The sequence below is a fragment of the Haematospirillum jordaniae genome (assembly GCF_001611975.1).
Taxonomy (GTDB): Bacteria; Pseudomonadota; Alphaproteobacteria; order Rhodospirillales; family Rhodospirillaceae; genus Haematospirillum; species Haematospirillum jordaniae.
On record NZ_CP014527.1, the window covers coordinates 117,914 to 135,760 of the forward strand.

Consider the following 17,847-nt stretch of genomic DNA (forward strand, 5'->3'; position numbering starts at 1 on the left):
CGAGGCATTCTCCTGCTATGACCGGGTATGCACCGGACAGCGGATGATGGTTTCAATAGCTTCGGCTAGGGCATCAAGAGCAACAGGATCGGTCAGAAGGCTCCAGTGGTTTCCCTGAACCGGCAGGACAGGAACAATTCCACCGGGCCAAGCGGGGAGATCCTGCCATTCCGGTGGAACCTCTGTGGCCGTAATCACCAGGCCTACTGGATCAACAAACGGTGTGGGTATGTCTTGCATCGCCGTGCGATGGGCCTGAACCATGGCAGCAAAACGCTGGACCAGTGCTTGCTCCTGCTTGTGGTCAAGATCGGCTTCTTGGATGCCCAGCAAGGCCATCAGGGCAGACGATGTTTTCGGAGCAGCCGGCATGCCAGAGGGATCGGGGTGGCCATGGGCAAAGGCACCAACAGGCGGCGGGTCCAACAGAATAGATCCGGCAACAGAGATATCATCATCTTTCAGGGCAGATATCAGGCCGGGAATGGCCAAGGCACCAAAGGACCACCCCCCAAGATACAGGGGACATGAACCCAAGCCAGAAGATAACTGGCCTATAACACCCCTGAAATACTGAACAAGATCATTCAGGCTGCAAGCAGGCTGTTCACCCTTGGCCAGCCCCGGTGTCCGCAGGGCTGTCACCGATATCGTAGCGTCAAGCCGTGCTGCCAGAGGCGCAAAAAGAGTGGCCATACCATCACTGCCGGGCAGCAGGATCAGGTGTGCCTTTGCGTCCACGCCGGTCTTCAGATGCAAGACAGCCGGAAAATTGTCAGGCTCCAAGGATGGAGCAGAACCGGATGCATCGAGTGCGACCGCAAAATCACGCAGAACCGGATTTTCGAACAAGAGACGCAGCGTTGGAGTACCACAACCCATCGTTCGCAGTCTGCTGACCAAATGCGTAGCCAGCAGACTGTCTCCTCCTGACAGGAAGAAATTATCCCCGGGACCGGGCATATCACCCAGAATATCAGCCCATACCGTGGCTATGGTCTTTTCAAGGGGTGTATATGCGGCATCCGCTGAACAGCCTGCCGTAACAGATGGTACTAGCGAGGCTAATGCCTTGCGATCGACCTTGCCATTAAGACCCAGCGGAAACCGGTCCAGAACAATAAAAGATGACGGCAGCATGCCTGGAGGAAGGTGTTCCGATAATTCCCGCACCAAGGCAGACTGATCCAAGGAAACAGCTCGACCGGGAGTACGGGCAATAAAAACATGCTGGCCAGTCCACGCCGCACCAGCATCGGAAACGCAGATTGTAAGGAAACCTACGTCTTCCAAAACGCGGCACCAAGTTTCCGCATCAACCAACGGCCGACCGTCATCTCGACGAAAATCCGTGAAATGACCAAAGCCTTCCAGAAAACCGGCTGTCACCAGTTGCAACAGGTTGTGCCGAGTTGCCTCGCGCAGGACAAGGAGCCCACCCGGCTTCAACACCGAACGAAGATTGGCAAGGGCTGCCGGAATATCACGCACATCGTGCAGGACATTGCTGGCTATGACGATATCCGCACTATGCTCTCCCAGCCCCGCAGAGGATGGGGGTTTGGAAATATCCCAGCATGCTGTCTGCAGGAATGGGCAATCTGAAAAACCGGAGCGGGAGTGATCCAGAAAGAAGGGCGAGATATCTGTAAATATATATTGACTGCGCCCCGGATCCAGAACCGGCAGAACATGGGCTGTTGTTCCACCGGTTCCGGCACCAACTTCGATGACGGATACAGTGGAATCAAGGGCCGCATCTGCAAAGGCACGAACCACTGCAGCAACCATCTTTCCATAAGGAGCTGACAAAGGATTATTGCGGTAAAGATCACCTGCCAAGGCACTGTCCCCACCGGGAAACAGAACTTCAACCGGATCAAGGTGACCATCCAGAAGCTCGTCACAATGCTCAATACACGCCGCGACCCAGTCCGTAATCCGAAAGTTCTCAAAGTCAGCCTCTACAGACTTCAAATCTTGTAGAAATGCCTGTCCGGCATCAGGATCGCAACGCAAGGGCCGGAGAGCTGAGAAAGTACCAGCATCAGTCTCCACCAGCACATCCGCCACAACCAATGCCTTGATCCACTGTTCAAGAAGACCGGCATAACGCTCGGCGATACCACTACGGCGCATGATATCTGTCATGGTTAGCGGAACAGAACCCCCAAACACATTCCGTCGGGCCAGAACTGTTTCGATCACAGACAAAGCCAGACGATCCCCAGCAACACCAAAAGCTTTTGCACAGGCCTGGATATCAGGTCCAAGACCGGAAACTGGGACGGACAACGCCTCACATGCCCTTTGGTATCGATCCGCCGACAAGGATGGAAGAAGGGAGAAAGCAGAATTGGCAGCTGGCATAGGAACAGGGACAACAAAGGCCGTAATGCGCCCACCACTGCCACCAGATATCCCGGGTGTGAAAACAGCGACCGCATCACGAACTCCGCTGGCATGGATCAAGGCAGCCTCAATATCGCCCAGTTCAATGCGCTGACCGGCGACCTTGACCTGATTGTCCTCCCTTCCCAAGAATTCTAGGGCACCATCCGGCCAATAGCAGGCCATATCCCCAGTACGGTACAGTCGCTCACCTGTTTGTGGGTGTTGTACAAAAGATTGTGCTGTTTTTTCCGGGTCATTCTGATAGCCATCCGCCAGTCCGGCCCCGGCGATATAAAGGTCCCCGGCCACATAATCTGGCCGATCTCGCCATCTCCGGTCCAAAACATGGTAGCGCTGGTTGGACAATGGGAAGCCATAGGGAATGGAACGCCACGCCGGATCAACATTCCTGATCTCGAACCAGTTGGACCAGATCGAAGCCTCCGTCGCACCACCCATGGCAATAATACGGACATCGGGGAACAAAACCCTCAACCGCCCCGGCAGGCCAACCGGAATCCAGTCACCGGACAGAAGAACAAGGCGCAGACCATAGGGCGTTTTTGCCTGTCCTTTTTCAAGTACATCAACCAACAGCTCTAGAAGGGCCGGGACTGTGTTCCAGATCGTCACACCATGACGATCCATCAGGTCAACCCAGCGCAGGGGATCAAGGCGCTGGTCTTCATCTGGGAGAACCAGTGCCCCGCCCGCCCCCAGAACACCAAAAATATCGTAAACAGACAGGTCAAAGGCCAGAGATGAAAGACCAAGAACCCGGTCATGTGGACCAACCGCAAAGCGACGGCTGATATCAGCCACCGTGTTGGCGGCAGCTTGGTGGCTGATCATAACCCCCTTGGGTATTCCGGTTGAGCCAGATGTGTAGATAACGTAGGCCAGATCTTCCGGTTGACGCGGCTGATACACAGACAGACGACCCGCCTTGGGAATAACGGGAAGAGAAGGATCAAGACGACGCATATGACCGGGCACAGCATGATCTTGATGACAGAGCACCAAACGCACACCCGCATTATCAAGAACCTGTGCTAGGCGGGCCCGCGGCGTATCAAGTGTAACGGGCACATAGACTCCCCCAGCCTCAAGGACAGCCAGAACGGCAATAATTTGCTCCGGACCTTTCGGCAGGACAACCGCTACAGAATCGCCGGGCTCTATGTCCAAACAAGCCGCGAGCTGTTCCGAACGCTGCAACAACGTCGCATAGTCAAGACACTCCGCACCATGAAACAGTGCGGGTGCACAGGCAGGAAGCCCCCCGTTTCGTCCATGCTCAAAAACGGGGTGATGAAGAAGGAATGGCTCGAATGGCGTACCGGTTGCATTCGCGCTCTGGCGTGGCTCCAACTGAGCCGCTGTCAGCAAAGAACCAATGGGCTGCTGCCAAGCCTGTTCAGAGTCAACCAGAGAAGCAAGAAGCCTGTCATAAGCATCCATCATGCCCTCGACCAGCCCCGGCGGAAAAAGATCTTCGATAACAATCCAGTTCCAGACCAATTCGCCACGCCGCACCATAACTTGGTGATCAAGCCAAACCTGCGGCGTTGCGGTTTCCAAGCATATTGGCTCCCCCAGCAACGCGCCTTCCCGTTCCATATCGGCCAAATGATCAATATCCATGCCAAGCAGGCTGGTAAAGACTACCGGCATGCGTCCGGCATCCACAGTCCCAGACAAACGCGACACGTCACGCATGACATCAACACCAGAGTAGACCCGGTGCGCCAGTCCGCTCCACATCTCCTTCTGTATGTTTTGTGCCCGCTCATAGAGAGATGTATTCTCGGTGCAGTCAACCGTGACCAAAAGGACCGAGGTAAAATCACCGACCAGCCGCATCACATCCGGATGCAGGCGTTCGCGGTTGAAATGCGTCAGATTAATTGTAAAACGGGGAGACCGTGACCAGTATGCCAGAACTTCAGAAAATGCCGCCAGAAGAACGGCGGACCCAGTCAAGCCATGCTCTGCCGCACGATGCATAAGGCATGACCAGGCCTGTGGGGCTAGGCTCCGGATATGTCTGCGAAAGCGTGGAAAAGGAAGGGAGGTCGGTGCAACAGCAAGGGGAAGGTCAGGAGGAGGTGCCATATCCGGGAGACGCTGAAGCCACCATGAGCGAGCATCATTCCAAGCCGACGTCCCACGTTTCTTCTCTGTTGCAAGCACATAGTCACGAAATGAAAAGAAAGGCGGCGGATCAACGGGCATCCCCGCATACAAGCGCTCAAGATCCGCAAGGAATACGTGGAAGCTCTGGACGTCAAACATCAAGAGATCAATATCAAGATGCAGATGAAAGCAGGCATCCGAAAGTCGGGTAACACGCATCTCGAACAACGGCCACGTCCCGGCATCCAAAACTTGGCGGGACATCCTGTCACGCGTCATGGATACAGCTTGGTCACCATCCTCTGCGCAGGGGCTGTCAACCATTATTATATACCATGGTACTTCAGGTAGAATACGCTGGCGTCCATCAGATTGGATGATGGCACGCATCATATCGTGACGCCGAATAACCTCGTTCCAAGCTTTTTCCAGCCTTTGCACATCCAATGCACCTAAGGCCCATTCAAAATAAACATGGCAGGCCACATTCCCCAACTCTAGGGAACTGCTGCGACCAACCCAGTACGCGTGCTGGATATCGGTCAGGGGGAAAGGACGATAGCGTTCGTTATCATCTTGTACAGCCCCCCCGACAGCACGGCCTTCCCCCATCACCGCAACATGTTCCAACATCACCAACGCTCCCGGGTACAAACGCCGTACAATCACGGACGGTGTACATGACGGCATGTTGGCACCAATCTCTATTGCGATTGGTTATCAATACATCGCAATCGGGACTAAAAGAGTTTTCTGATAAAACACCAAGCACTTTTCTGCCCCGTTTGGAGAGAACTACGGCATTACCCAGATCGGAAAAAAGGGTGCACGATTCAGGCAGCCTTGGCTCCAGAGCCATGCCACCCCGGCGCTGATGCAAGAGCAGACCAGAGGTTATTGTACAAGCCTCCGCTACCAATCAACTCTGAATGAGACCCACGTTCAACAATGCGCCCACGATCCATGACCAAAATCTGGTGAGCATTGCGTATTGTCCACAAACGATGTGCAATAACCAGAACAGTCCGGTTATGCACAAGATCCTCCAGCGCCTCCTGTATCAGACGCTCGTTCTCAATATCCAGCGCAGACGTTACTTCATCTAGGACAAGAATGGGACTGTCCTGCAGGAAGGCCCGGGCCAAAGCAATACGCTGCCTCTCCCCCCCGGATAGCGCTGCCCCGGCACCGGCAAGGACCGTATTGTAACCATCAGGCAATCGCGTGATAAAATCATGGCAGCGTGCTGCCCGGGCGGCCTTGACTACATCATCATCACAGATATCCGCTCGGCCTGCACGAATAGAGTCCGCAACCGTTTCCGTAAACAGGCTTACAGTCTGGGACACAACAGCAACAAGGCGATGCAGCTGCTGATCCGGTATTACCGCCAGATCAACACCACCGATCATAATCTGCCCACGAGCAGGCTGATATTGCCGGGATAAAAGCCGGGCCAAGGTGCTTTTCCCGGAACCCGTCAGGCCAACAATAGCCGTCACCGTATTAGCAGGAATTGTAAAATCAAGATCAACCACATGGCCCACGACATTGGGCCCAGCCTCATCTACCTTATTAGCATACGAAAAATCAACATTGCGAAAAACGATATCAGTACAATTAATGGGATGGGAATCCCCGGTCACCTCATCCGACGGCGCATCCAGAATAAGCATGATGCGCTCCATCGCGGCTTCCATCTGGCGGATAAGCGCGGAAAACTCCATGAGATTCGCCAAGGGGCCGAGCAAACGCAGGGAAACCAAGAAAAAGACAGGCCAGACTGCAAGGTCCAATGTTCCTGCCACCACAAAATAGGCGCCGCCTGCCAGAACCAAAATACAGCCAAGCATCAAGACAGATGGGAAGGCAATCATCGGCCGCACAAAGGACCATGTCAAATCTTGTGAACGATCACGAAATGACCCAATAGCTTGATAACAGCGCGTCTCGCTGTCACTGGCCAACCCAAAGGACTTGATAACGGCAATGCCACGAATAAACTCGATCAGTCGCGCATTCATGGCGGACTGGGCCTGTACGTAACGTTGCGTAGCCCGGCGCAGGGTATGATGACCAAGAATCAAAACCGGTATAGACAACCCAATGCCTAAGAACAGCGCCATCCCCATTCGGATGTCCAAAAACATCAAGGTAGAGAGCGCGACAACAGGCAATGTCATAGCAGTGACAAGGCGCGGGATTACAAGCCCGGGAACTTGCTCGATCGTCACCATGTCCTGCATCACGATATGAGCCAGTTCACCGGAATCATGCTTGTTAAACCATGACAGGGGCAAGGTCGGCAGTTTTTTTGCGATCCGGATACGCAGATCTGCCGTCATGTTCAGGCCTGCGCCATAACCATACAAGCTCCCAAGATGGGATAACACCCACTGTAGCCCGTAAAGAACTGCCAAAATGGCAGCAACGGACATCACAGCCGGCACAGTATCCAGTGAATACGGTAACCATGGCACAACACGCTGATCTTGCATCAGGGCCATAACCACCAAGCATGCCAAGCCGACCGGAAGTGCCGCAGCCACACTTTCAAAGATCTTGAACAGAATGGAACGCACCATCGCGCCTCGCTCCACACCAGAAAGGTTCAGGATACGCAGCAAAACCATCATACCGGCTCTCCCGTTCCTCATGATGCAGCCATAGTCCCTGTCGAAATTCCAAGGGACCGCTTGCCATCTATGGGCTGGCATCCAAGTGACCACGACAAATTACGACACTGCAACGCCCAAAGCCGACTGTAGAGCAAAGAACAACCAAGAAGTTGCTCATGCGTCCCGACAGCATCTAGGCGACCATCGGACAATAAGATAATTTGGTCACAGGCTGACACGCTATCCAGCCGATGCGAGACAACCAAAATCGTCTTGCGTCCAGCCAATTGATTTACAGCCTGCTGAATCAGTGCCTCGTGAACCGGATCAACATGGGATGTTGCCTCGTCCAAGATCAGGATCGGAGCATCACGCAACAAAGCGCGGGCCAAGGCAAGCCGCTGACGTTCCCCCCCTGACAAAAGAACACCATTTTCACCAATAACGGTGTCAAATCCTTCGGGGAGCTGCTCTATGAAGTGCAAGGCATTGGCCGCCCTTGCAGCGGCCAGAATGGCATCATGAGAGGTATTTCTCATGCCTACTGCAATGTTGGCGGCAATGGTATCATTGAATAAAAAGACATCTTGGTTGATAAGCCCGACACACAGCGCCAGTTCTTCCGGGGTGAAGGTATCAAGACCCTGACCTGCCAAAGAAATATGTCCAGATGTCGGCTTAATATGACGAACCAGAAGCCGGACCAGAGATGTCTTTCCGGCACCAGATACACCAACCAGTGCTGTTGTCTGGTTAACCGGTATCTCAAGACTGATATCACGTAACAGGACCTCAGCTGCTGTCTCAAATCCCACAGCCTCAAGACGGAAGCCGAATGAAGCAATTGACGAAATATGGTGCGGGCTTCCTATCGTAAGTTCTGGTTCTTTCAAAATCCGGGTAATAGCCTGTTCAGCCTTGCTGACCCGCAGAAAGACCTCTCCATACAAGACAAGTTTGGTCAGAGGAGCGCTGATGCCGGTTGCGATAAAAACGGCAAGGAGCATCGTTGTCGGCATAACGCCTGCATGCAAAACCAGCCAAATTCCTATAGGCACAACAAAAAGCAGGGATGCGCCGGTTGCAACAGAGAAAAACGCCCAAGGACCAAGCCACTGCTTCTGCCAAGATATAGCGAAGTCACGAAAGTCACAGACATGATTGCGAAAAACACAAAAACTCTGCAAGCCCCGCCCCCCCGTTTTCAGGGCATCAATGCCCTGTAGGTATTCAACGGCTGCCGCATTGATCGTTCCCAGAAGACGAAAATACTGGCTGATCTTGCCGGAGTGCCCCCGCATCATCAGCGCGTTGGCCGTAACTGCCAAGGGAACAATGCCACATGCCGCAACGGACAAACGCCAATCAATCACTGCCAGAAAGACGAGACCTGACAAGGGGGCCAACAGGGCAGAAACCATATCAGGGAGCTGATGACTGAGAAAAAGCTCCAGAGCCTCAACATCCTCATTGACCAACCGCTTAAGAGACCCCGCCTGCCTTGACGAGAAGAAATCAAGTGTTAAACAGCCGAACTTGCGCAACAAGGCATGCCTTATCGTGGCCAACGTATCAAAGGCTGCCGCATGGGCAATACCCGTTGCAAGGCCGGCACACACCGGTTGAAGCACAAGGCAAGAGACAGCAACCCAAATGCTGATCCAGAAACTAACGACATGACCAGAAGAAAGGGCTTCTACGGAGAGGCATATCAAAAGCAACGGAGCCAAGGAAAGAGCAACAGAAATTGATGACAGCAGACAGGCAACAACAAAACGCCACCGGAACTGCCCAGTCAGGCGCATCAGCCGGATAAAGCTCTTTATGGCCATAACCAGCCAACCTCCCGCCAACATAAGAACTAACACAGAAGTGTGCAGCTGAAGTTAGGAGCATTCTAGTGCATTCTGAGCGATCAGAATGCGATCAGGACTTTTTCTCTTCTATAAAGTGCTTGCGCCCTGACCATGTACTCATGGAACAGGGCGCATCACGCAAAAATCACCTACAATAATAAAAAATTATATTCCAAATAATATTAATTAATTATCGTTACAAGCTCTCATATTTGTCCTTTCCCATGTTTCCACAACAGAAACAGGGTAAAGAATACGTCCACCAATCTTTACATATGCAGGACCAATTCTTTTTGCCCGCCAATTGGCAAGAGTCCCTTTTGCAATAACTCCACCCCACCGAACCAGAAGATCATCAACTGTAAAAAATTCTGAATTCGTCTGCATCTCATATACTCCTCTCCGAGCGACTATTCATTACAGAATGCCGCACAAACCGTAGCGCTTCTCATGATGAATAAATGGAAAACTTAATCAATGTTAATAAATAAAAATACAAAATAGGCAACCATCAATACAATTGCAAACCTTCCTCTTAATAAAGACAAGAAATGACTAATTGCAAAGAACAGTCACTCACACTAATAATGCATGAGACTCATGATAATCAAGAACTTTTTTGAAAAAAGTGAAAAATAAGAAATCATTAACATTAATCAATGATGGTGAATGAAAATTACTTACTCGCATTGACTGCTCTATTCATGGTCACTTCATTGCTAGCCCCGCTCCCTCTATAGTAGTCCAGAAATATCACACAATAACAAGAAACTCAGGACCATGATTTATTGTATAAAAGTTGCACAGGAAACATAGCCAGCAATCAAGGTTATCCGACAGAGCGACTGGCCTCCAAACCAGACACATAGCCATTACCGTCAAGGGTATGCGTCACGCGTGTTATCAGCCATTCACCATCAAGACTGTCACGAAATCCCCTGATCTTCAGGCGCCCCTCGGCGACCAAGGCACCGTTGCCAGCAAGGGCAAGAGACAATGTTCCCTGCAGGGAACTGGATTTTTCGTGTTCAGCACGGGCTGCCTGTTCGGCGCTGTGCCTGTCTGGACAGTGGTAACGCAGGCGCCGTATAGGTTCCCCCTCTCCTATAACCACTTCGTAGTCATCAGCAGCCTCCACATCACGATACAAGGCAATGACAGATCCAGCTTTCTCGCGCTGACTGAGTGATACACGCCATGACTTCACGTCTTGCAGCTGTACCTCAAGGGTGGGAAGCGGCTGTCCCGTAACGGATATTCCACGTCCACGACGACAAACAATAAGTGCGCCATCAGCCGGTTTGATGACAAGTCCCGTGTCACGGCCGAGCCGGGTCAGAAGATTGATGTCCGACTCATTGACCTGATCAATATGGGGGACCGGGACCTCATCAATATCCGGCGCAATGGCAGCGCGCAGACCATGTTCGCCAGCAATTCTCTCGACAAGGGAGCTCAACCCTGTACCCAATGGCCAAGAGCGTGTCTTCTGGGAATAGAGAGAATGCTTTCCCGTCGGTGTTGCTGTGTGTATCGCGGCTTTGGCCCGGATCAGAAGGCAGCCCGGGGGACCGGAAAGTTCCATCTCGTCAACAACAAAAAGCCCCATACGGAATAAAGATCCCGTATATCCAAGCCAGACTTCAAGTTCTGCCCCTGAGGCCGGCAAAAGAATGGGCTGGAGCGGATCATGATCGGCCAGAACCAGCTCCAGGGTGTCACTCTGGAGTCCCGCCTCATCGGTCAAGGACAAACGGATCAAACGCTGACGAATAAGCGTTGTAATGTCACTGCGGTTGGCAACAACACGAACATCGGGTCTGTATTTCAGCTCCACAGACGAATGCCTCCTGCAGAGACAGGCTCGCGGATGTCAGGCAGATAAACAGTCAGCCCTGCCGGCAAGACTGGACCCCGGTCGGCCAGTCCGGGGTTGGCATCCAGAAGCTGCTCCACACATCGTCCACGACGACGGTCGTAATATGTCCAGGCGATCAGATCAACGGTATCACCATCACATGTTTTGTACTGAAGAGTTGTCATCATATTTCCTGAGCTTGAGACTAAATGTCTGACGGCGCGCAACACCGGCACGAGTAAACGTGTCTTGCTGCTCTTCGATGTGTTCTATGACCCATTGTCCCAAAATCTGGCCCTGCCCATCCAGCAACAGCTGAGGCTTGCCTGTGGCCGCCTGTTCGCGCATGGCATCAAGCTGACTGGCCCCGGAAGCATGAGACCTAGCAAGGCCTTCTGCCGAAAAGCCGGTGCCGGGGGTACGGTGGGATACATGCTTGTGGGTCGGGAAAATCACGCCGTCCAGCGTAAGCGTGTCTTCACCAAGGCCGGCGAACTGCAAGGCCGCCGAACGGCCAATACGATCCTGGGTAGACCAACGGTATGCAACAGAGCGTCGAAGAGTTTGGTACGCCGCCGTACTGATACTGAATTGATAAGCACCAAGTTGCATCATGACATCAGACATTCTCAGGCCTCGTAAACCAGTGTGCTGTCATACAGCGCACCCCGGCTGCGCTGTTTCTGCCGACGTTCCATTTCATCAACAATATCCTGCGGATTATGATGGGGCTGGGCATTGATCGTGATTGTGTTTGCGTTGGTAACATGATGGGTGGTGCTGGTTCTGGATGCGGCTGTTGCAGGAGCGACGCGCCCGATAGCGGCGACGGAGCGCTCAAGCTCTGCCGACTGGGAAGCCGGAGGCATAGCAGGGATAGAAGAAGGCAGTGGGGTTAGCTGTGAACCCGGTAACGGAGTATCCGGAAGAGTGGGTGGTACCTGCGTTGCAGTCTCACCAAACCCGAACAGAGTAAACACAGGGGCCAACACATCTGTCAGCCACTTGACCTTTTCCATGACCAGACTGCAAATCGCATCCCACGCTGCGGCCGCACCATCGGACAACCCGGACCAGAGATCGGAAAAGAACGCGACGACAGGCTCCCAGTGAGCAATCAGCAACCCCGCAGCCAAGGCGATAGCCGTGATAACAAGCCCCACAGGATTGGCCATCATGGCAATGCCAATCGCCCGAATACCCAAGGCCACAATATTCAGAACCGGGCCAAGCCCCATCAGGGTTGTTCCGATCACGCGCATGATACCCGTCAACACATTGAAGACCGGGCACACAAGGGTGCCAACTGCACGTAGCACCGCGCATGCATCCGTAAACAGGCCAACAACCTTGGCCACCTCGCGAATGGTGGCTACCACTTCCATCAATGGACGGATCCAAGGCATCAGCATGGAGCCCAGTGCCATGGCAAAAGCGTCAGCTTTGTTGATCAAGCGCTGAAAGCGGTTATCCAGCGTATCGAGATCAGCCCCTTGTAAAGACGCCACAGGGGTGACGGTAGCAAGCTGCTCTGTGCGGGCCTGGAGTTGACCGGCACCGGCAGAAGAAATCAAGGCCGACCCCGCCTTGAAAGTATCCGGGTCGGTGCCAAAAAGACGCCCGGTGAGCTGCTCCCGACCTGAGGTATCAAGGCCGGCCATAGCCTGGCCAAGATCGCCAAGCACATCGGGAACAGATCGCATCTGTCCGGACGCATCCCGCAAACCGATATCCATTGCCTGCAACAAAGATGCAACATCGGAAGAAGGATCCGCCAGTCCAGAAATAACATGACCAAGAGCCAAGCCGGCTTTTTCGCCCTCCAGACTCGCTTCGGCCAACACACCTAGCATTGCAGTGACCTGTTCTAGGCTGGCACCGCCGGCAACTGCATCTGGGCCAACGGTTGCCAAGGCCTGGCCCAGCAAGGGAACAGCACGCGCCGAATCCCCTGCGGTTTGCACCAGCATGGTCGCCATGCGGGTCATGTCTGACGGGTCAACAGGCATACGGTTCTGGATTGTGGCAGACAGGGCCATTGCATCAGCGGGAACCATATTACCGGCCTGTGCCATCAGCAACGCCCCGGGCAACGAGGCAGCCGCCTGCCCTTCGACCATACCGGATTGGCCCGCAGCATGCAGAGCCTGCCCGATCTGGACTGGGGACCACTCCCCGGAGCGGGCTGTATCAATGGCAAGGTCAGAGAGCCGCTGCGCACCCTCGGGACCTGCCTGCATCAAGCGGCTGGTTTCCTGAATGACTGTATCGAAATCAACGGCCCTTTCGGCCCACGCCGAAGACAGTGAGAAGAATCCGGAGACAGCATTTTTCATGACGGATGCAACGCCGGAATCCACTGAGGAGCGAGACGCACCGGCAGAGAAACCCGAGGAGGAAGCAGTCCCCCCCTTCACTGCAGTCCGGATTGATGGTGCCGCTTGGGTCATGAGCGGCACTTGATCCTGTTTTTTTTTAGAGCTTTTGGAAAAACCGGACTTACCCGATTCCGGCGCCATATCAGGCGTCGATTCTTTATCACGTATCACGTTTTGGCAAACCTTCAATCCACCATAAAAAAGTGCTGGTCGGCATGCTGCCGATTTCAGACCAGGACCACCCGGTATGCGAGGCCAGGGCAATAACCCCGGCACGCACATCGACAGCCCTTATTCGGTAAAACCCAGAAAAGCCTGCTGCAACTTTTTGTAATCACGCAGAGAAAGTTGACGAACCATATCCGGGGTGATTTCACACAAATTGGCGATCATGGCGATTTCCTGGCGAGCGGGGCTGCCCTTAACCTCGCTGGCCGCAATCTGGTCCTGTACCGTAGGTTCACGCATGCGTACGGTCGTAACCTCGGTCCCGTCCACCATCAGCGGACGATCCAGAACAATATCAGTTGTTTCACAAGACATAGTATTTTACCAAAATTGGGAGAAAAGACGACCGGGGGCCGGGAAAACATAGGCGTCCCGACCCATCGGCCGGAACACTGTCAGATCGACAAGGCTTGGCGTACGCCCTCTAGGCGATCCTCGCCGTTGACCTTGCGGATCATGTTGATGACATCAATCTCATGAACCGCCTGACCACCATGTTCTTCACGGTAGTAATCCAGCCGCATGGTGATTTTCAGCTCTGCTTTCTGTCCCGGCGTCCAGGCGCCACGGCTGATCTTGGTGATCTTGCCGCGCATGTGGTGCACAACCGGCGTAACCGTGCCGTCCCAGGATTCCAGAGCACCGCGTACGGTCAACGGCACACTTTTTCCCTCGGCAACGCCGAACAGGGCCAGCACATCGCGGTCGTAGCTGATCAGGCTGAAGCTGGTTTCCAGGGGTTCCATGCCCATGTCCAGCGTTACTGGCACATCCATGCCACCAGCCCGGAAATCCTCGGTGACCAAGGTCAGTTCCGGCGCGTTGTATTCGCTGATCTGTCCGGCATAGCCGCGCCCGTCAACGAACAGGTTGATATTTTTCAGAACGTCGCGCGCGGCCATCAGTGAAAGGCCTCCTTGATGTAATCATTGACCAGATGGGAGCGGAACGTAATGTGCTCCGCCGGATAGGGAGGGGTGAAATCGAAGTTGAAGTAGATTTTGCCCTGGGTGATGTTGGCCGGGGTATTCAGGTCCGGATCAGCCCAGCATCGTCCACCCAGAACGGCACCCAGATTGGTCAGGGTACGCAGGTAGGCATTGACGCCTTCGGTGACATCCTGGACATAGGTTTTGGTGATATTCCGGTCCACAGCCCACATGTGGGCACGCTGCAGACTTTCGTTGATCAGGTCGGCAGTGCGGCGCACCGACAGGAACGCCCACTTGGGGTCAGCCGACAGGGAGCGGTTGCCCCACAGGCGGTATCCATCCTGACAGATGATGGTGGCAATGCCCTTTTCATTCAGCAGGTTAGCGCGGCTGGCGGTATCCCCCAGCTTGAAATCAACCGGGCGGGCCGTGCCGACAATGCCATTGACCGGCTGGTTGGACGGCGACCACCAGAAACCACGGTCGTTGTCGCCGCGGGCGATGATACCAGCTACACGTGCAGATGCTGGACGCACGGCAACCGCGCCGGACTGGTCCAGAACCTTGACCCACGGGTCGATCATATAGACCCGGGTCCCGGCATTCTGTTGCGCATAGGCCTGGGCAGCCTCGTCAGTGGTATTGGGGCCATCGGCCACCACAATAGCCCGCAGACGGTCGGCAATGCCTTTCAATTCGGCCACAACCGGGTTGGCCTGTCCTTCTTCAGCCTGGTGGGTGAAACCGGGAGCACACAGGATGCGTGGCGCAAAACCCACCACCGATTCCGCTCCCAGCAGCGCATGCACGCCACGGAACTGACCACTGGCCGCATCAACACCGCCCACCACATTGGCAAGCGTTTCGGCGTCGGATTTGCCCTTGTCAACCCGGATCACCACCACCACAGCGCCGATCTGGTCAAAGATACCGTCCAGGGCATCGGGCAAAGACCCGTCGCGGCCGAGTTTTGCGGCCTCGGTGCGGCTGCCGGTAACCAGAACCGGGGTATTCAGCGGAAAACGATCCGCATCCGCCCCCGGTGCCGTCCCCACAACCCCGATCACCGAAGATCGGACGGTCCGCACCGGGCGTGGTCCGGCATCAATTTCCAGAACCTCGACACCATGAAGAAATGTTTCAGTCATATGTTTGTTGTCTCGTTTGTGCAGAATAAAAATAGCAAGTTCGGACCATGACAGGCACAAGACAAGAAATCCCCTGGCGGTTTTTCATACCGAATCAAGGCACCAGAAAGAATTTTATGAACAGATGCGGTCAGCTAAGCTCTCTTGACAAAGAGGATTCCCAAAATCGGGCTGTCGTGATTCAAGCTCGGAATGTGGACGCGAAAAACCCGCGCTCGCGTAGCGCAATCGAGCGGAAGCTGACACGCTATCCGACCGATCTAACCGACGACGAATGGAATTATATCAGAGATTTACTGCCGCTGGTGGCGCGACGGGGCCGTCAGCGGAAGGTGGATTTACGCGAAGCGCTTAATGCCATCCGGTACCTGGTTCGAACAGGCTGCGGCTGGCGAATGCTACCCCGAGATTTTTCACCTTGGCAGACCGTGTATTGGTGATTCTGAACCGCTGATGCGGCGCTTTCTGTTCGGCACCATCCACGATATCACGTTGATGATCGACCGCGAACGGCAGTGCCGCGAAACGAGCCCGAGTGGCGGTGTCATCGACAGCCAGTCGGTCAAGGCGCCCGCTACTAAGGCCCGTGGATATGACGCCGGGAAGAAGGTGGTAGGCTCCTGATGCTCAGTCTAACGCCGGCGGATATCTCGGATTCGGCCGGCGCAAAAGCCATTCTGGATGCGATCCGGAAACGATGGCCGTGGGTCAAGCATCTGTTCGCCGACGGGGCTTACGATCAGGGCAAGCTGATGGACAAGGCCGCCGCAAAGAGCTTCGTCATCGAGATCATCCGGCGCTGCGACGACCAGAAGGGCTTCAAAGCTCTACCCCGGCGCTGGGTCGTCGAGCAAACCTTCCGCTGGATGACGCGCTGGCGTCGGCTCGTGCGCGACTACGAGGCGCGCATTGACGTCTCCGAAGCCATGATCCACGTCCCGATGGGCAGCCTGATCCTACGCAGAATCTCACATTGAGCCATTCTCAAGCGGTCTATAACGAGGCTATGAGAACCATTTTCCTTGTCTAGAATCGGAATCTTAAACTTAACGCCGCATAATAATAATTATAGTGTAATTATTTAATAATAATTATAATTGCATTACATGCGCATAATATTTTATATATTATTTTATTCTTATATGTTAGTTAGTATTAACTTTTGCCAATAGCGCGAATGCAATGTAATGGATATTGATGATAGCATAATGGAAATTGCTTCTGTTATTGGGCGTGAGAAAGCTCTCTACTTAATTGGATCCCTGGGACGATCGGGGAAGCGACCGTGGCGGCTTAATCTCTATATCCCGAGACATCCCGGTGACAGTCATCCCTTGGTGAAAATACTGGGGAAAGAAGACGCCCTGAGAATGGCCCGCGAATTTGGTGGGATGAATTTGCAGCCTGCAAATGGAAATGCTCTGGTGCGGCGCTTCAGGTCACGCGAGATACAGCGCCTCGTAAAGGAGGGTAAACCTGTTCGTGATATTGCCAATCTATTCCAGGTTACCCAACGCACAGTTCTTAATGACATGAAAAATAATAAAATTTATTATGAAGGTATATAATTTGGAAAAAATTACATTTGACTGGGTCAAATACAAAGATTTTTCAAAAATCGATTTTGCATGCAAGTACAGTCGTCGCTGTCATATGAACGCTGACTTCATGGATCGACTCCAGTCTCTCAGAACCTTGTATGGAAAGCCCATGGTTATCACCAGCGGCTTTCGCGATCCCTCTCACCCTGCTGAAGTAGGCAAGGCAAAACCCGGTCCACACACAACAGGAAGAGCCTGTGATATTGCCGTGGGCGGTGCCGACGCCCTGCTGTTGATTCAGCTTGCCCTAGAAAAGGGTTTCACCGGCATTGGCGTTCAGCAGAAAGGGGTTCTGCGTTTCTTGCACTTGGATGACCTGCCCGCAGAGACAGACAGACCTCGTCCCTTTTTATGGAGTTATTAATCCATGCTGGATGATTCAACTTCTCCTAAAGGGATGAAGTCCGTTACTCCCCCTTCTGTTCCCGATCAGGCGGTACGTGACAGCTGGATGCCTTCGCTGATGACCTGTGCCCTGATCATCATGGTTGTTGCCCTTGTCGCAGCCTTACTGTGGGTACCAACCCCGTCCGGTAATGCTGATGTCATTCATCTGATTGCTGGACAGATTATCGGCGCCTTTGCAACCGCAGTTGCATACTGGCTGGGCAGCAGCCGCAGCAGCCACGACAAGCAACGACTGCTGACCCATGGTGGAGCGCCCCTGCAAACAAGGAAAGATAGACTGTGAACAGACA

At 53.7% G+C, this 17,847-nt stretch carries 14 protein-coding genes and 1 pseudogene; 5 read left to right on the top strand and 10 right to left on the bottom strand.

Translation table 11 applies throughout. The annotated features are described in order from the left end of the window. Window positions 1-15 precede the first annotated feature (15 nt). From AY555_RS10645 to AY555_RS10680, 7 genes are all read right to left on the bottom strand, one after another. Window positions 16-5,163, bottom strand: coding sequence for a non-ribosomal peptide synthetase (locus AY555_RS10645; protein WP_066137151.1), 5,148 nt, complete (start codon window positions 5,161-5,163; stop codon window positions 16-18). 200 nt (window positions 5,164-5,363) lie between these two features. After that, a complete protein-coding gene (locus tag AY555_RS10650; protein WP_167798484.1) occupies window positions 5,364-7,166 on the bottom strand; it encodes an ABC transporter ATP-binding protein in 1,803 nt (600 codons plus the stop codon). A 17-nt stretch (window positions 7,167-7,183) separates the two neighbouring features. Beyond that, window positions 7,184-8,980 (bottom strand): ABC transporter ATP-binding protein, encoded by a 1,797-nt coding sequence (locus AY555_RS10655; RefSeq protein WP_066137156.1) that lies wholly within the window; start codon window positions 8,978-8,980, stop codon window positions 7,184-7,186. Window positions 8,981-9,833: 853 nt separating this feature from the next. Beyond that, on the bottom strand, window positions 9,834-10,841 hold the full coding sequence (locus AY555_RS10665) for a phage late control D family protein (RefSeq protein WP_209315848.1): 1,008 nt from the start codon (window positions 10,839-10,841) through the stop codon (window positions 9,834-9,836). Then, complete coding sequence (locus tag AY555_RS10670) at window positions 10,832-11,050, bottom strand: tail protein X (RefSeq protein WP_407646306.1); 219 nt, start codon at window positions 11,048-11,050, stop codon at window positions 10,832-10,834. The genes AY555_RS10665 and AY555_RS10670 overlap by 10 nt, the downstream gene beginning before the upstream one ends. Further along, on the bottom strand, window positions 11,019-11,489 hold the full coding sequence (locus AY555_RS10675) for a phage tail protein (protein ID WP_066137163.1): 471 nt from the start codon (window positions 11,487-11,489) through the stop codon (window positions 11,019-11,021). Before AY555_RS10675 ends, AY555_RS10670 begins: the two co-directional genes overlap by 32 nt. Window positions 11,490-11,491: 2 nt before the next feature. After that, complete coding sequence (locus AY555_RS10680; RefSeq protein WP_066137165.1) at window positions 11,492-13,198, bottom strand: phage tail tape measure protein; 1,707 nt, start codon at window positions 13,196-13,198, stop codon at window positions 11,492-11,494. Here AY555_RS10680 and AY555_RS12275 point away from each other — a divergent pair. After that, the gene (locus AY555_RS12275; protein ID WP_280649145.1) at window positions 13,197-13,325 is read left to right on the top strand and encodes a hypothetical protein; all 129 of its coding nucleotides are present in this window, start codon (window positions 13,197-13,199) and stop codon (window positions 13,323-13,325) included. The genes AY555_RS10680 and AY555_RS12275 overlap by 2 nt on opposite strands. 206 nt (window positions 13,326-13,531) lie before the next feature. Here AY555_RS12275 and AY555_RS10685 read toward each other — a convergent pair whose 3' ends face one another. The 3 genes from AY555_RS10685 to AY555_RS10695 all read right to left on the bottom strand — a co-directional run bounded on the left by AY555_RS10685 (window position 13,532) and on the right by AY555_RS10695 (window position 15,548). Beyond that, window positions 13,532-13,783, bottom strand: a complete 252-nt coding sequence (locus AY555_RS10685) for a phage tail assembly protein (RefSeq protein ID WP_066137167.1) — start codon at window positions 13,781-13,783, stop codon at window positions 13,532-13,534. A gap of 80 nt (window positions 13,784-13,863) precedes the next feature. After that, complete coding sequence (locus tag AY555_RS10690) at window positions 13,864-14,370, bottom strand: phage major tail tube protein (RefSeq protein WP_209315847.1); 507 nt, start codon at window positions 14,368-14,370, stop codon at window positions 13,864-13,866. Beyond that, window positions 14,370-15,548 (bottom strand): phage tail sheath subtilisin-like domain-containing protein, encoded by a 1,179-nt coding sequence (locus AY555_RS10695; protein ID WP_066137383.1) that lies wholly within the window; start codon window positions 15,546-15,548, stop codon window positions 14,370-14,372. The genes AY555_RS10690 and AY555_RS10695 overlap by 1 nt, the downstream gene beginning before the upstream one ends. A gap of 192 nt (window positions 15,549-15,740) precedes the next feature. On the opposite strand from AY555_RS10695, the pseudogene AY555_RS10700 reads away from it, so the two are divergent. The 4 genes and pseudogenes from AY555_RS10700 to AY555_RS10715 all read left to right on the top strand — a co-directional run bounded on the left by AY555_RS10700 (window position 15,741) and on the right by AY555_RS10715 (window position 17,840). Beyond that, window positions 15,741-16,525 (top strand): annotated as a pseudogene (locus tag AY555_RS10700) (IS5 family transposase). A 210-nt stretch (window positions 16,526-16,735) separates the two neighbouring features. Then, complete coding sequence (locus AY555_RS10705) at window positions 16,736-17,116, top strand: helix-turn-helix domain-containing protein (protein ID WP_066137171.1); 381 nt, start codon at window positions 16,736-16,738, stop codon at window positions 17,114-17,116. 1 nt (window position 17,117) lies between these two features. Continuing rightward, the gene (locus tag AY555_RS10710) at window positions 17,118-17,513 is read left to right on the top strand and encodes a D-Ala-D-Ala carboxypeptidase family metallohydrolase (RefSeq protein ID WP_209315881.1); all 396 of its coding nucleotides are present in this window, start codon (window positions 17,118-17,120) and stop codon (window positions 17,511-17,513) included. Window positions 17,514-17,516: 3 nt separating this feature from the next. Continuing rightward, window positions 17,517-17,840, top strand: coding sequence for a hypothetical protein (locus AY555_RS10715; protein ID WP_066137173.1), 324 nt, complete (start codon window positions 17,517-17,519; stop codon window positions 17,838-17,840). The last annotated feature ends 7 nt before the right edge of the window (window positions 17,841-17,847 follow it).

Bases quoted from the DNA above. Each gene is read 5' to 3' on its own strand.
- AY555_RS10650 (WP_167798484.1), bottom strand. From the start codon at position 7,166: ATGATGGTTTTGCTGCGTATCCTGAACCTTTCTGGTGTGGAGCGAGGC.
- AY555_RS10655 (WP_066137156.1), bottom strand. From the start codon at position 8,980: ATGGCCATAAAGAGCTTTATCCGGCTGATGCGCCTGACTGGGCAGTTC.
- AY555_RS10715 (WP_066137173.1), top strand. From the start codon at position 17,517: ATGCTGGATGATTCAACTTCTCCTAAAGGGATGAAGTCCGTTACTCCC.
- AY555_RS10705 (WP_066137171.1), top strand. From the start codon at position 16,736: ATGGATATTGATGATAGCATAATGGAAATTGCTTCTGTTATTGGGCGT.
- AY555_RS10675 (WP_066137163.1), bottom strand. From the start codon at position 11,489: ATGTCTGATGTCATGATGCAACTTGGTGCTTATCAATTCAGTATCAGT.
- AY555_RS10685 (WP_066137167.1), bottom strand. From the start codon at position 13,783: ATGTCTTGTGAAACAACTGATATTGTTCTGGATCGTCCGCTGATGGTG.
- AY555_RS10680 (WP_066137165.1), bottom strand. From the start codon at position 13,198: ATGAAAAATGCTGTCTCCGGATTCTTCTCACTGTCTTCGGCGTGGGCC.
- AY555_RS12275 (WP_280649145.1), top strand. From the start codon at position 13,197: ATGACGGATGCAACGCCGGAATCCACTGAGGAGCGAGACGCACCGGCA.
- AY555_RS10645 (WP_066137151.1), bottom strand. From the start codon at position 5,163: ATGTTGGAACATGTTGCGGTGATGGGGGAAGGCCGTGCTGTCGGGGGG.
- AY555_RS10670 (WP_407646306.1), bottom strand. From the start codon at position 11,050: ATGATGACAACTCTTCAGTACAAAACATGTGATGGTGATACCGTTGAT.
- AY555_RS10690 (WP_209315847.1), bottom strand. From the start codon at position 14,370: ATGGCCGCGCGCGACGTTCTGAAAAATATCAACCTGTTCGTTGACGGG.
- AY555_RS10695 (WP_066137383.1), bottom strand. From the start codon at position 15,548: ATGACTGAAACATTTCTTCATGGTGTCGAGGTTCTGGAAATTGATGCC.